This window comes from Armatimonadota bacterium (assembly GCA_016223145.1).
Lineage (GTDB): Bacteria > Armatimonadota > Fimbriimonadia > Fimbriimonadales > Fimbriimonadaceae > Nitrosymbiomonas.
The window spans coordinates 117,659-131,091 of sequence record JACRPN010000013.1; the positions used below are offsets into that span (position 1 = coordinate 117,659).

General features: G+C 58.2%; 14 protein-coding genes. 4 read left to right on the top strand and 10 right to left on the bottom strand.

All coding sequences use genetic code 11. The features are described 5' to 3' along the window. Positions 1-40: 40 nt before the first annotated feature. The 3 genes from HZC36_12230 to HZC36_12240 form a co-directional block, all read right to left on the bottom strand. Positions 41-1,084, bottom strand: coding sequence for a glycosyltransferase family 2 protein (locus HZC36_12230; GenBank protein MBI5707742.1), 1,044 nt, complete (start codon positions 1,082-1,084; stop codon positions 41-43). Positions 1,085-1,790: 706 nt separating this feature from the next. Then, positions 1,791-2,135, bottom strand: a complete 345-nt coding sequence (locus HZC36_12235; GenBank protein MBI5707743.1) for a transposase — start codon at positions 2,133-2,135, stop codon at positions 1,791-1,793. A gap of 772 nt (positions 2,136-2,907) precedes the next feature. Continuing rightward, entirely contained in the window at positions 2,908-3,807 is a 900-nt protein-coding gene (locus HZC36_12240; GenBank protein ID MBI5707744.1) for a hypothetical protein, read from the bottom strand. A 130-nt stretch (positions 3,808-3,937) separates the two neighbouring features. Here HZC36_12240 and HZC36_12245 point away from each other — a divergent pair, with 130 nt between their 5' ends. Continuing rightward, positions 3,938-4,138: a transposase gene (locus HZC36_12245; GenBank protein MBI5707745.1), complete on the top strand. Its 201-nt coding sequence runs from the start codon at positions 3,938-3,940 to the stop codon at positions 4,136-4,138. Between the two features lie 671 nt (positions 4,139-4,809). Here HZC36_12245 and HZC36_12250 read toward each other — a convergent pair. The 6 genes from HZC36_12250 to lepB all read right to left on the bottom strand — a co-directional run bounded on the left by HZC36_12250 (position 4,810) and on the right by lepB (position 10,357). Next, positions 4,810-5,331, bottom strand: coding sequence for a transposase (locus HZC36_12250; GenBank protein ID MBI5707746.1), 522 nt, complete (start codon positions 5,329-5,331; stop codon positions 4,810-4,812). A 421-nt stretch (positions 5,332-5,752) separates the two neighbouring features. Further along, positions 5,753-6,340 (bottom strand): transposase, encoded by a 588-nt coding sequence (locus HZC36_12255; GenBank protein MBI5707747.1) that lies wholly within the window; start codon positions 6,338-6,340, stop codon positions 5,753-5,755. A 1,103-nt stretch (positions 6,341-7,443) separates the two neighbouring features. Beyond that, a complete protein-coding gene (locus tag HZC36_12260) occupies positions 7,444-7,749 on the bottom strand; it encodes a transposase (protein MBI5707748.1) in 306 nt (101 codons plus the stop codon). Between the two features lie 1,088 nt (positions 7,750-8,837). Beyond that, entirely contained in the window at positions 8,838-9,128 is a 291-nt protein-coding gene (locus HZC36_12265) for a hypothetical protein (GenBank protein MBI5707749.1), read from the bottom strand. A gap of 216 nt (positions 9,129-9,344) precedes the next feature. Continuing rightward, positions 9,345-9,821, bottom strand: a complete 477-nt coding sequence (locus tag HZC36_12270) for an NUDIX domain-containing protein (protein MBI5707750.1) — start codon at positions 9,819-9,821, stop codon at positions 9,345-9,347. Beyond that, positions 9,818-10,357, bottom strand: a complete 540-nt coding sequence (gene lepB, locus HZC36_12275) for a signal peptidase I (protein ID MBI5707751.1) — start codon at positions 10,355-10,357, stop codon at positions 9,818-9,820. Before lepB ends, HZC36_12270 begins: the two co-directional genes overlap by 4 nt. A gap of 84 nt (positions 10,358-10,441) precedes the next feature. Between lepB and HZC36_12280 the strand changes: the two genes are divergently transcribed. The 3 genes from HZC36_12280 to HZC36_12290 are packed head-to-tail and all read left to right on the top strand — an operon-like array spanning position 10,442 to position 12,406. Continuing rightward, positions 10,442-10,963 (top strand): DUF4446 family protein, encoded by a 522-nt coding sequence (locus tag HZC36_12280; GenBank protein ID MBI5707752.1) that lies wholly within the window; start codon positions 10,442-10,444, stop codon positions 10,961-10,963. Further along, positions 10,960-11,550: a sigma-70 family RNA polymerase sigma factor gene (locus tag HZC36_12285; protein ID MBI5707753.1), complete on the top strand. Its 591-nt coding sequence runs from the start codon at positions 10,960-10,962 to the stop codon at positions 11,548-11,550. Before HZC36_12280 ends, HZC36_12285 begins: the two co-directional genes overlap by 4 nt. A gap of 25 nt (positions 11,551-11,575) precedes the next feature. Beyond that, entirely contained in the window at positions 11,576-12,406 is an 831-nt protein-coding gene (locus tag HZC36_12290; protein MBI5707754.1) for a hypothetical protein, read from the top strand. A 20-nt stretch (positions 12,407-12,426) separates the two neighbouring features. Here the strand turns inward: HZC36_12290 and HZC36_12295 are convergent, their stop codons facing one another. Next, positions 12,427-13,368, bottom strand: coding sequence for a hypothetical protein (locus tag HZC36_12295; protein MBI5707755.1), 942 nt, complete (start codon positions 13,366-13,368; stop codon positions 12,427-12,429). Positions 13,369-13,433 lie beyond the last annotated feature (65 nt).

Consider the following 13,433-nt stretch of genomic DNA (forward strand, 5'->3'; position numbering starts at 1 on the left):
TTCGGTGCCCACGGACCCACCTCTCCCCGCTGGGGAGAGGTCAGTGAGCTTGCGAACTGGGTGAGGGGTGACCGACGTTGTCAGCGGCTCCCTCCGTGACGTCGCCCCTGAACCGCACCGGCGCCTGGGCGAGCACCTCCGCCGTCGGCAGCCCCTCGGGAAACTCCGGCCACAGCTTCTTTCGTGCCAGAGGAAGCGGCAGCAGGCACGCCGCGAACCGGCGAAGTGCCGCCCGGCGGTCGCGATCGTGGCGGACCGCCGTCCAGGCGGCCCGAACCGCTTTCGCTTTTAGACCAAAGAGTGCGTAAAGCGCCGCGAGGTGCAGGCCGTGGCGGCCCATGTGCATTTGGATCGTCGCGCGATCCCTGCCGCCTGACAGCCACAGGTCCGTGTGCTCGAAGATCGCCTCGCGAATGCGCAGATCCTCCAGATAGACGCCGCGCTTCTTGAAGTGCGCTGCGCCCTCGTGGATACGCCAGTGGCTCAGGCGTTCGGGAGCGCAGCAGACCGGCCCTCGCGCCGCCCCTTGAAGCAGGGCGTACCAGTCGCCGCAGTACTTGAGAGTCGGCTCGAAGTAGGCATGCTCCCGGCGAAACATCACGCTCGAAGCGAGGATGTTGTTCTCCTCCAGCAGATTCGGCAGCACGTCCTGAAGCTCCGCGGTTGGCCAGTCCTTGTGGGGGTCCTGGGTCTGGTCCAGGTTCCCTTCCTCATCGGCGAACCAGCCGAGCGTGTAACAATAGGTGACATCCGGGTGCTGGTCGAGGAGCGCGAACTGTTTCTCCAGCTTGCCCGGCTCCCAGATGTCGTCGTCGTTGAGCACGGCGATCAGGTCTCCCTGCGAGAGCTCGACCGCGCGGTTCTCGGTGGGATAGGTGCCCAGGTTGCGCTCGTTCACGTGAACCTGGATGCGCGGATCGTCGAACGATCGCCACAGGTCCACGCTGCCATCGGTGCTGCCATCGTCGACGACGATCAGCTCCCAGTCCTGAAAGGTCTGCGCCAGAACCCCTTGCACGCACGCGGGGATATAGCGTGCGTGGTTGTAGCTGGGAACGATGATGGAGACTCTTGGGCTGGCCATCTGGGCAGTGAGAGTTTAGCTTGTGACGTCTCGTGAGAAGGCTACTGCTCGATGAGTACTTGGTGGCAGGACTGCCAGGAGTCCTCCAAATCCTCCAAATCCTCTGCCACTTCTGGATTTTGAGGACTTTGGGACTGGAGTTTCGCATGTGTAGGAGACGGCGTCTCGGGCATTGGGTGGGCGTGGACGCCTGAAGTCAACCACCTTTCTCGATCTGACGCCCAGACGTTCAACGCAAGGCTCTGGGACACAACCCACAAAGTGGGTAGACACACAACAAGTGGACTAAAGGCAGTTAGGGCTCACACAAGAAGGGGCCACGCAGTGGCCAGCCGCCCTCAAGGGCGCCAATAGGGGTTTGGAGGCAGCAGGCGAATACTGGATCCGGAAACTGTTCAAGGTCCCCTCCGACTTCAAAGGGGGCTCCTCCAAGGACAAGGACTGATATGCGCCGGTAGCCAAAAAGCTCGATCGTGAGTGCTGTTTTGGGTGGTACTTGCACATAGGTCGTCCCGCCTGTATTCTGCTGGAGGGATGTGCCTTTGAGGCTATGCGCACACTGTGCAGCAACGCCAAGCGAATAAAGCAACGGCGATTCCGAAAGGACCAAGCCTAAACCTTCGATGATCACGAAGGGGTCGAGGGACTCTCCATCTGCTTGTCGGATGAACGAGACTGTCCCAAGTAGCGTGCCTCAGCACGTGAATCAATCAGTTAAGTCGGAAGGCTCAACTGATAAGGCTAAACCAGGTACGTTCCCACCCCCGGGGCTGTCCGTGAACAGCCCCATTTTCACGGACTCCTTTTCTGAGGGCAGACCTCGTCGCTGAATTTCGACTTCTTCATGGTTCTTCCCAAGGGACGGGAGGACTACTCTTTCAGCGTCTTCAGATTCGGGGGGCAGACCACCTCCGTAGCGCTCCCGCCAGCGGTACAGCGTCTGCTCTGTGATCCCGTGGGAGCGGGCCACGCTGGCGATGCTGGCGCCCGCCTCGATCTCCTGGAGAACCTTGATGATCTGGTCCTCCGTGTACCTCTTTCCTCTGCTCATTTCGTCTCCTTGGTTGGAGACGGAAAACTCAAACTCGAGGCTGGTCAAATTTCGGAGAACCAGTCAAGACGGCCTCCTGCAGAATCCGAATGATCTACGGCTCGCTGAAGTTCGACGTCCTGATGGTTCGCGTTGACAGAGAACTACTATTGACGTGCTTTAGGCTTGAGAAGCAGACCAAGCTATTGTGACCCTCCGGCATGGCACCACCATAGAGAGGCGCTTGGAACTGAACTCGATAGCAGAACTAACTACGAAGACAAACATAACATACAGTACAACCACTACAACAAAGCCAGGCAAAACCTTCTTCCTGAGACGCACGAAGTCAACGTCCAAGTCGTTCACTGAAGGAAGCAACTTACGCGGGATGCGACCGAAACTAGCCCACATGAGCCAACAAAACGTTGGCCCAAGGACGGCGAACGCAAGGACCCCAGCATAGTTCGGAGTGTAGGTGCTACGCCCGGCTATTGTAACGATATAGACTGTCGGTATCGCGATGATGAATAGCAACGACATCGTTGTTACAAAGCTACTACACATAACAAGGGTCGCAACACGCAATGCAGACATTGTGGAGCTACTATGTTGCGCAATAGTGCGGTAACAAGCCCATGTTGGATAAAGGCAAGCGATCACGCCAAGGATCGCGAAATATCCAACAATAGAAAGCGCCGTAACAAATGCGCTAGAGACGGAATAGGGGTTCATAGTTACTCCACTCTTCCAATACCTTGTAGCGTTCTCGCATCAATAGCAGCAGCCTTGGTTACTCATAGTACGTGCCCCCGTTTGCCTTTCGTCCCCCGAAACCATTCAATGGCGACGGACGATAAGATGGAGATGGACCACTGGGAGGTAGCCATCTGGACCTACCAAAAAGCCACATGCTGGCTTCGTAGCAAACCGCCTCCCAATATGGTCCCTCTGGGCAGGGAGTGCCAAGCGGAATCCCATACCGGCAGCCGCTCTGTTCGGACATAATTCTACTCATCTTGCTGCTGGTCTCACCTAGAGAGGTGACGAGTGGACCGAACTCCCCCTCCATTCTCGTGCCAGGTCCGAGGCTAACACGTCCGCCTCTCGGAGTCGGCAGGAACAGGTGATCAACACGGTACCACTTTCCTTCAAACCTAAACCAATCAGCGTCGAAGCCGCAAGGAGTGCGTTCTCCTGTTCGAAGCACGACCACTTGGGATCGCTCCCGAGGATCGCCGAACTGTTCGCCAATCACGACAATATCTTGATTGGAACCATTCCTGACTATTCCGCCGAACGGAGGCTTGTGCGCGCGCGTGCCAAGTGCATCTATCCACGTTACTGGATTAGTCTGACAGTAGGCGTACGATGGTTGAATAGGCCATAGTGTATCCACTGTCATCCACCTGCCATAGCCCTGCTGATAAGTTCTGGCTCTGACGTAGGTTCTTGTGCTGGAATCACGGAAGTAGCCTAAGGTCCCGGCGAACTTGAAGGGAGTGGCGTTCGTTCCAGTCGAGGTCCGCATCTCTCCGTACGGCCAGTAAGTGTAGGTGTCGGTCTTGGTTTGAGAGCCATCTAGCAAAGCCACGGTGCTGCCAAGGGGATCGGGAACGTAGTCCCGCTCAGTCCCGTTTCTGATCTCAGAAACGATTTCACCGTCGATGGTGCAGTAATCGGTGACTGGCATGCCACACTCCGTTCGAGAAGACAATTCCTCGACCAAGTATACAGCAGCGGATCGCGGAAACAACCACGATTTGGCCAGAATAGCCATGTCGGCAGCGTCCTGACACTCTTGGGCGAAATCATGATCGATTGTGAGGCGATTCCTGGCCGGGCCGATTTCCGAAATGAAGCTAGCCGTGTACCGCCAGCTCTACAACGAGCAAAGGCCGCATTCGTCGCTTGGCTACCTGCCTCCGGCGGTGGCCGCCGCGCATCTTGCAGACTTCGGTCGGGCTACGCCCTCCCTTCGTCCGCAATCCGCCGTGTCAATATCAACGGAGGACTATTTCTAAGTTGTATTCAGAAATGGGGGCAGACCAAGTCTAAGGGGAACCTGTCACCAGGACGCGGGAATCTACAGTCATGAACGGCCTGCTTGTCCGAAAGCCAATCAGACCTATTTGAGCAACATTTGAACTTTTGCGCGAACTATGGCATCACCCACCATCAGATGCGCGCTTACACAGAGCGATATCGAAACAGCGCAACCAATGATAAGCGAAACCGCCAGCACACGATTTCGATGCAACACCCTTTTAACAACGCATCCTGCAAACAAGGCCGTATTTGCAGCCATCACAATCCAAATAGGCAGATAGGCCATGAGACCCCAAAGGAAAAGATCTCCGTTGTGTCTATTGCAATAGCTCTCTGCACTAGCGTGTATTTGGTCCCTGTACAACATTAGCAAGACCGGGAAAACGATGGTGCCCAATGCTATAGCCAGCAGGAGCCATCCCATGAATGGTCCACCCAAAGCGCGCTGTCCTATCTTTTTCATTTGCGTCTGCGGCAAGCCACCCTCCGGGTGGGGATACCTTCAACTCCTGGAACGGGGTGCCTTCCCGATAATCGGGATGCTCGTGGAGTCATCTCCCAACCTGCACACAACCAGATCATACTGCATGTCCCAAGCGATTCGGTCTCAGATGGGCTCTACCGGGCACCGGTCCACCTCGAACGGTCACGGAGGGAGGCACTCGTAGAATCGGTAGGAAGACCAAGACCAGTCGTCCGGCCTCTCACAGAGCCCTCTGGCGACAGGGTTACCATGGATGTAGGCGATGCTGGAGTAGATAGCCTTCGAACTCCACAGATTCCGGTCGTAGCCCTTGCCCTCCTGCCAGAACCGGGCCCTAACCCTGGCTTTCTCCACGACTCGTAGCTCTTGCAGCGTGGATGGGTTATGCTGTCGAAGCCAGGTGAGGGCCCGGAAGGCAGACTTCTGCTTGAAGCTCGAACGGATTCTCTCGATCGAGTAGGAGTCCTGAATGGGCTTTAGCAGGAGACGCACGTGCTCGGGCATCAGCACATAAGCCCAGACCTGAACGTCGAACTCCTGCCTCACCTCACCCAGCACGTCGAGCATGATCCTTCGGACTTCGTCATGCCGGATCAGTTGAAGCCTCTTGAAGCAGGATAGGGTGAGCTCGTGAGCATGTCCAGGTTCGTTCCAGTCCACCCTCTGGCCAAGCTCGATTTCCACGGTTGGATGTTACTTTCTCATCAAGAGGTAACTCCAATAACACCACCCATGAAGGGTGGAGGCACCCCCTACTTCCAATCACCCGGCATCCCCACCCGGAGCGTGGCTGGCCGCCGGGGCTTCTCACCTCCCGACTACCTCACTTATCCCAATCGTCGTCATGTTTCTCTTCGATGCAATCAACCGAGACTCGTCTTCAATTCTATCGTCCCCTGGCCACACCACAAGCACGGCCACCTTCAGTCCTTTGACACGATACACTGCGACGATTCCATCGGGTGCCCACGCTTTGCGTGGCCTCCAACGATCACCACTGACCTTCGTGTGACCTCTTGTTGTGTGGCTACCCCGATCATCGGGGTTGTCTCCCCAGCATGACGTTGAGAGGATGGCCACGCATCCATTGTACGCCGGTCCAGCCTCATTCCGGCTCCCAATACTGCTCCCAGACCCCAGATTCGCAGTTCGGCGGCTCGACTGGGCACCGGTCCACCTGGAAAGCGACAGGAGTGAACCCCTCATAGAACCTTGCTGAGGACCACTCCCATTGGAGCGGCGTCTCAGCCAGTTTCCTTTTCACGGGGTTGCCGTGGATGTAGCGGATGCTGCTCCAAATGGCGGGAGGCGTCCAAAGGTTGCGGTCGTGGCCCTTCCCATCCTGCCAATAGCGTTTCTTGCCGTTCTCAAGCACCAGCTTGGCTTCGACCTTCGGCTTATGGACCTTCAACCAGGCGAGGGCTTCCCTGGCGAACCCGCCCTTGATGGCGCTGCGGATCCTCTCGATGCTGTACTCCCTCTGACGTGGCCTCAAAAGCAGATGCACGTGCTCAGGCATGAGTACGTAAGCCCACAGGTCGAAGTCGTGCCTTGTTCGGGCCTCATCGAGATGGGTTAGAAAGAGGCTCCTCAGGAAATCGTCGTTGAGGATGGGCAGCCTCTTGAAGCAAGAAAAGGTGAGTTGGTGGGCATGGCCTGGAGCATTGATCGTCACCCTCTTGCCTGGCTGCATTTGGGGATTGTAGGTCTGCTCGGACCTTCAACGCAAGGCTTCGGGATTCAACCCACAAAGTGGGTAGCCACACAGCAAGTGGGCTAACGGAAGTCGGGGCTCACACAAGAAAAGGCCACGCAGTGGCCAGCCCGCCTCACATGTTGAACTCAGGGCTACATGCGTCTCCACCGGAAAGCTGACTCAGCGACCTACTTTGGCGAGTTCAGGTCCACCAGATACACAACCACGATTAGGGCGTTTATTGCCAAGACAAGTCCAGCAAGTATGGGTAAACGGAGCGGTTCGTAACTGCGCAACCACGTTTGGTCGTTCCCAATTCCGACCATAAAGTCAGCGCAAATCCAGAGAACGAAAGCCGCCACAGTTCCGCCAACAAGGTACTTCGTCAGCTTCATCACAATGCTCTCAATAGTCGGTCCAGCTACCCTTCGGGTGGGTCTCCACAGCATCGTAGACCTCGGGTGGCTGCAGACGCCAGTCGGCTGCAAGAAGAACCTCCTCGTGAACGAAGCAATGGGGTTGCTCCATCTCCGTCAATTAATCTTACACCAACCTACTCCAGCTCGCTCCTGGCTTCTCGTTCTCCTCTGTCGACACAGGCTCAGAAGCAAGGGGAAACTCGAATTCCAGCCCCGATGATCGGGGCAGCCACCCGAACCTCACAATTCCTCTGATTGCCCACCCGAAGGGGGGCTAGCCGGGGGCAGACCAGATCGCCTAGGCCTTGAGGCTAGCCAAAGCGGGGATACCCCCAATTCTGAGCACTGGGTGCCTCCACCTTTCAAGGTGGGGCGATCGTCGTTACTCAACTCGGCTACCAGATCCAGCATACCGCAAGCCTATCCCGCCCTGTCCTCCCTGTCCTTGGCCGGAAGTTCCCACCCCAATATGGGCCAGCTCCAAGAGCACCACCAGTAAATGGTGGAGCCACCCTCCACTACAATTCCCTGGTATCCCCACCCGAAGGGTGGCTAGCCGCCAGACCTTCCTTAGGGCTTCCCTGAGATCAGAGCTTCTGTCAGGCGCCGGCTCTCTGTATGGGCCCCCGCTCGATATCCCCACGATCCGGCAGGCTCTTCGGGCCGTCACTCCCCGCTCCATCAGAAACCTCGCTCCCGCGACGGGTTCGGGAGCGCGAGCCCGTTTTTTCGGAAAAGCGCCTTCACCGCGTCGATCTCAAGGTCTCTTTCTGCCAGCAGCTTCTTGAGCTGGGCGTTCTCCTTCTCCAGGTCTCTGAGCTGCCTTAAGTCGTCGGTCTGAAGGCCCGCGTACTTGCGCTTCCAAATGTAGAAGGTGTTGACGCTGACACCGTGGTCCTTGCAGATCTGAGTCTGAGACTTCTGGCCGGAGCTGGCCTCCTGCAGGATCCGAACGATCTGCTCCTCGCTGAATTTCGACTTCTTCATGGTTCCTCCCAAGGGACGGGAGGACTACTCTTTCAGCGTCTTCCGATTTGGGGGGCAGACCAGACCTCAGCATTGGTAGTCCAATCACTCTGCCTGAGTCTTCCCAGATTTAGACCTCGACCAAAGTGACCAAGTTGCAAATGGTGGCAACAGCGCAATAGCAACAAGCCACACACCACCTATTACCTGAAGGCGTCGTGTTTCTTCCTCTACGAATAATGATCTACCCGGAATTTCCATTGGCTCTCCCGCATCTTGACCTCTATCATTCCAGTCAGCGATTATTCGATCTCGCTCGTCATAGAACCTACCCGATGCCGCGTTCGGCACTACATGTTGTACATAGGCAACATATCCCATTACTAGAGCCGCGAACCAAACCAAACAATACACGACAACCCAAGTTTTAAACATCATAATCCTCACGCAATGACATCTGGCATGTTGATGGAGCACTGCACCTTATAGAAGTCTACACTGAACAGGACGTCAACCTGCCATTCAACACAAAGTCGTTTATTGCCATCGGAACCAGTATAAGGAATCAATATGGGTGAAAACACTCTCTCGTGACTAAATCTGTCAGGGCATGCCGATAACAGCGCATCGGGTGCCCACGCTTTGCGTGGCCTCCATCGTTCACCCCTGACCTTCGTGTGACCTCTTGTTGTGTGGCTACCCCGATCATCGGGGTTGTATCCCCAGCATGACGTTGAGAGGATGGCCACGCACCCATTGTAACGCAGGTGTGGGCAAGACGTGGCGGTTATCGTCGAGGGCCCCTTTTTGGGCATCTCGAAAGTCGGAGTGTCGCCCCTTACAGGGCTCGATCACAAACGGCCGCCAGGTTCCAGGGCTCCGCCCTTCGCTTCAACATTTCGGCCCGTTGGGCCTCCGGAGACGGCTTTTGAGATGCCCCTCGCATCAACATTTCGGCCCGTTGGGCCTCCGGAAACGACTTTTGAGATGCCCTTCGCATCAACATTTCGGCCCGTTGGGCCTCCGGAGACGGCTCTTGAGAGGCACTCCTTGCATCAACAGGTCGCCCCATTGGGCCTGAGGGAACGGCTCTTCAGATGCGCTTTCCCCTACTGCTCGATCCGGGCGCCGATTTCGGAGCTCGTCGAGCTGCGACGCGCGCTGAGCAGGTTGTCCATCTGGATCGCCTGCTGGTGCACCAGCTGTTTGAGCTGCGCGATCTCGCCTCGCAGCGCCTCGATCTGGTTTCGCGCGTCCACACCCCCGCCGCTGCCGTGAATGATCTGGGCCATCTTCTGCTGGTGCGAGACCAGGATCGCAACGATCGGGATCATCAGCGCAAGGATGGGGATCATCAGGGCGAGCATGGCGGGTTCGAACTCAGCAAGCATCGGGGTCATCGTTGTGCCTCGGCGCCCTGGGGGCGTGTTTCCATTTTACAGCGCTCCCGGCGCAAGGCGTGACTTTTGGCCAACGGCGGCCAGGAGCCTGCGGAAATAGGCGTCTTCCGGGCTTTCGCCGGTCCATGTTTGAACCCGGCCAACGCGGGCGAGACGCCCACGCTACACCGTCTTCAGCATCTTCCTAGCCCGCGCTACACCTTCTTCAGCATGTTCTTATGTCGAACCGTTTGATCGGTCGACGACTTCACGTGAATAGTCGAAGACCTTGCTCGTGAGCTCGTTCCATTGGTGATAGACGGCCGGGAGTTCGTGCGCCAAGACAAGCTGCCTGCCCCGAGACTCCGCCGGAACCGTGATTTCCACAAGATCGTCAATCGTCCCGGCGTAGCAATCGGCCCACCGAACCTCCTGGCGCTCGCAGATCTGGTAGCAGCCGATGTATTGCACTTGGCTGACGATGGCGCCGCCCTCTTCGAGCGCCTCTCGGATCACCGCCTCCCGAGAGTCCTCATCCGGCTCGACCCGGCCGCTCGGGATGCACCATCCGCGGTCGCAGATGTCGCAGATCAGCACGCGGTCCTCCGACCACGCGAACAGCAGGCCGGCGAAAGCCCTCAGCGGCGCACGAAAGGGCGCCGGGAAAAACCTGAGGGACTGACGCCCGTACTTGCCGGTCGGAAATCGCTTCACTTCTTGGCAAGCAGTTTAACTGAAAACCAGAGGAGCCCGATCATGAGAAAGCCGCAGACGAAGATCAGGACCGACATTCCGGCGTTGCCGGGCGCGATATACACGATCTTGCCGATCACGCTCGAAACGGGCACGGAGCCGAACTTGCGGCTGTCCTCCGAGACTGCTCGGTTGTCGCCGATCACGTAGATCTCGCCGGTGGGAACGGTGTAGTCGCCCTGGCTGAGCTTCCAATCGCTGCCCAGGTTCTCGTAGTCCACCACTTCGCCCGCAAGAGCCAGAACCCGCTTGATGATGTAGCCCTTGGAGTCGACCGGATCGCGGAGGACCACGATGTCTTTGCGTTTGATCGCGCCGATGAGCCAATAGGCTTTGCTGGCCAGGAGCCTATCGCCGGCGTGGTAAGTGGGCTCCATGGAGTGGCCCGAAACCACCACCGTTCGAAAGCTCAAGTAGAAGAAGACCGCGAGCGCAAGCAGCAGCAAAAGGGTCGCCAGAAAGCCGGTGCGCGCGCCTTTTCCTCCCGCTGAACTCATACGTACCGGCTCCAGAAGCTCTTCTCTCAGTGTCGGTCCGCTATACTCTCTTGCACAGGGGACCCGCGCCCTGGCTCAGTTACCATGGACGGCGCTCTCAAAAGCATAGCTCAACACGCCGGCGAGATTCTCGCTTTGCTGATCGTGGCCGTCGGCTTTCTCGTGTATTGGTCGTTGCGCCAGAGGGCGGCGATGCGGTCCATGCGAAGCGTCTGGAACGCTATGTTCGAGGGCGCCCGAGGCGAGCAGGTGGAGCGCATGCTGCTGGAGCACCTCAAGGAGCGGCTGGAGCTTGAAAAGAAGGTTGCGATGCTCGAAGGTCGAATCTCTGAGCTCGAGGGCCGAATGGAATCCGCCAAGCGTCATCTGGGTGCGGTTCGCTACGATGCTTTCGACGACGTGGGGGGCGCGCAGAGCTTCGCTCTGGCGCTGTTCGACGATCGCGGGGACGGATTCGTGCTGAACGGCATCACGGGAAGGGCCGACAGCCGTATTTACTGCAAATCCCTTGTCGGTGGCAGAAGCGAAAGGAACCTCTCGCAGGAAGAACAGCGCGCCATCAAGGACGCCATGACCGGCGGCCAGAAATCCGTGACCACCCCATGAGCAGCCAGTTGGACGACCAAGTCTTGATCGAGCGGGCGCAAAAGGGCGACCGGTCCGCCTTCGACGACCTCATCCGCAAGCACGAGCGCCGCGCCTATCAGTACGCGTGCAGGCTGACCTCGAATCCCGAGGAAGCAGCGGACGTGGTGGCCGATGCGTTTGTAAGGGTCAACAACGCTCTTCCGAATTTCAAGGGCCAAAGCGCCTTCACGACTTGGCTCTATCGTATCCTCACAAACTGTTTTCTCGACCTGAAGAAGAAGGAGAAATCCCGGCAGACGGTGAGCCTGGAGGCGACGCTCCAGACCACCGATGGGGAACTGGACCGCCAAGTCGAGGACGAGGATCCCTCGCCCCACGAGCAGGCTGAGACCTCGGAACGTCAGAGAGCCCTCGAAGAGGCCGTCAGCCAGTTGCCGGAGTATCAGCGTGCGATGATCGTGATGTACCACGGCGAAGGGCTCGCTTACGAGGAGATCGCCGAATCGCTCGACCTTCCGATTGGGACCGTTAAGAGCCGCCTGAACCGGGCGCGGCTTTCGATTCGAGAGCTATTGGCGGACCGAATGGAACTTTTCCAGATATAGCGAGGTCAAACCGCCAGGAGTTACCATGACGACTGAAAAGGCAAAGGAGTTTTTCTCGGCTTACCACGACGGCGAGCTGGAAAAGGGGCTGAAGGAAGCCCTGGAGCGCAAGCTTGCTGCGGACGCCGCGCTGCGCGCCGAATACGACGCCTTTTGCCTCACCATGGGTTCGCTGAGCCTGCTCGCCGAGCCGGTGAAGGAGCCTGAGTTCGACCTTCACGAGCGCATCATGGCGCGCATCGACAAAGCCCAGTGGGAAGCCAAACGGTCCAAGCCGGCTGGCTTCCTCCAGTGGTGGAAGAGCCTGGCGGTCGGGGGACTGGCGGTTGCCGCCATTCTGACGGCGATCACTCAACTGAATTCGGGAAGCGTCGGCCCGACTCCTGCCGGCGTTCTCGGCAGCGCCGCGCCCGGCCAGCTCAGCCTCAAACAGGACGACAAGGGTCTCACGCTGGTTTATCAAAGCGCAGGAAGCAAGCGGGTCATTCTTCGAAACTACGGCGGCGAGGTCCTTGAACAGCGAGTAGTGGCCAACAAGGACACTCTGACAAGCGCGCTCACCAACAAGCGCGACGAAACCCTTTTGCTCGAGATCGACGTGGAGGGCAGCCAGCCGACGTTCGTAGCGATTCCTGGACAAAAGCCTTCGGTGACACTCCAAGGTCAAGGCACGCTGAAGGACTTCGCGATCGCATTCGCCGACCACTTCCGCGTACCCCTGGCCCTCGAGCATGTGGACTTGACCCAATCGGTGGCCTGGAAATTCGATTCCACGGATGCCTTCCAGTCGCTTAGCAAGCATCTTTCGAAGCAGATCGAAAAGCGGAACGGCGTGATGTGGGTCTCCGGGAACTAGGGCGCTGTAGAGCCAAGCGCCTACTTCAGCATCTCAATCAGGTCGCGCATCGTGCGCGCCGTTGCCTGTTCCATGGTTCCGGCGTAGCCGGTTTCCGAAACGTATTCAGGAAGATCGGAGGCCCGGCTGGCAAATAGCATTCGGTTCAACCTTTGCTCGACCTGCTGTTGGACGGGCTGATTGCTGGCCCAACCTTCGTTGGAGACCAGACGGCCAACGTCCTCGATCGAGAGCGCGACCTTGCCACCTGAGACCTGCGACGCCGCCCAGTGCTGCCTGGCTCGAACGACGATCGGCGCCAAGGATTGGTTCGACTCCATGACAGCTACCAGTCGCGACCGCGCCGCCCGCTTCGCCTCGGCGTCCAGCCCAGGGGCCGCATTGGCGAGGATCTCCAAGAGGTTCCTCTGCCTCTGGCTCATCATGCCAACGGAGTAGAGATCGTTGTACTTGAGCCTCTGCGCCAGTTCGATCGCGAGCAGCACGTCAGCCGAAGCCCGTTTCGCGTTGCCCCCGCGAAGGGCGTTCCTTCCCATCTGTCCGAGCCCCTTGCAGAGCGCGTCTGCCGCCTGAAGAATCTGGTTCTTGACGCCTTCACGCATCGAGTCGTCGGAGTGCATCGAAGGGAGTTCCCTGAGCTTGCCCTCGTCGAATTCCTTCAGCCAGAGGAACGCCGTTTCCCGTGTGGCCTCGGGCTGCACGTGCGGCTGGCCCTGCTCCACGATAGCTTCGACCTGTGATACAGGATCGATGTAGGCGCGAATCCGCGACTGCATCCAAGCGGGGTAAGCCACCGGCTCGAACGTGTCCACATGCGTTCGGGTTCCCACGGCGATGCTGAGAAGGAGCAAGAACGGGCTCACGATGAGCAGCTCTTGGACGAGGCGACGCAGGAACGCCATACCCGTATGATCGGAAGCGCGCTGGGCCGCCCGTACCGTTTCGTAGAGAATTCGTTTCATTCTTGCCTACTCGGACACCTGAAACGCCCGCCGGACAACCCTGATCAAAGGTCCCGGGCCTATCG

What these genes read in the sequence shown, in the direction of transcription:
- HZC36_12230 (MBI5707742.1), bottom strand. Translation starts at nt 1,084, where the DNA reads ATGGCCAGCCCAAGAGTCTCCATCATCGTTCCCAGCTACAACCACGCA.
- HZC36_12235 (MBI5707743.1), bottom strand. Translation starts at nt 2,135, where the DNA reads ATGAGCAGAGGAAAGAGGTACACGGAGGACCAGATCATCAAGGTTCTC.
- HZC36_12240 (MBI5707744.1), bottom strand. Translation starts at nt 3,807, where the DNA reads ATGCCAGTCACCGATTACTGCACCATCGACGGTGAAATCGTTTCTGAG.
- HZC36_12255 (MBI5707747.1), bottom strand. Translation starts at nt 6,340, where the DNA reads ATGCAGCCAGGCAAGAGGGTGACGATCAATGCTCCAGGCCATGCCCAC.
- HZC36_12260 (MBI5707748.1), bottom strand. Translation starts at nt 7,749, where the DNA reads ATGAAGAAGTCGAAATTCAGCGAGGAGCAGATCGTTCGGATCCTGCAG.
- HZC36_12265 (MBI5707749.1), bottom strand. Translation starts at nt 9,128, where the DNA reads ATGACCCCGATGCTTGCTGAGTTCGAACCCGCCATGCTCGCCCTGATG.
- lepB (MBI5707751.1), bottom strand. Translation starts at nt 10,357, where the DNA reads ATGAGTTCAGCGGGAGGAAAAGGCGCGCGCACCGGCTTTCTGGCGACC.
- HZC36_12280 (MBI5707752.1), top strand. Translation starts at nt 10,442, where the DNA reads ATGGACGGCGCTCTCAAAAGCATAGCTCAACACGCCGGCGAGATTCTC.
- HZC36_12285 (MBI5707753.1), top strand. Translation starts at nt 10,960, where the DNA reads ATGAGCAGCCAGTTGGACGACCAAGTCTTGATCGAGCGGGCGCAAAAG.
- HZC36_12290 (MBI5707754.1), top strand. Translation starts at nt 11,576, where the DNA reads ATGACGACTGAAAAGGCAAAGGAGTTTTTCTCGGCTTACCACGACGGC.
- HZC36_12295 (MBI5707755.1), bottom strand. Translation starts at nt 13,368, where the DNA reads ATGAAACGAATTCTCTACGAAACGGTACGGGCGGCCCAGCGCGCTTCC.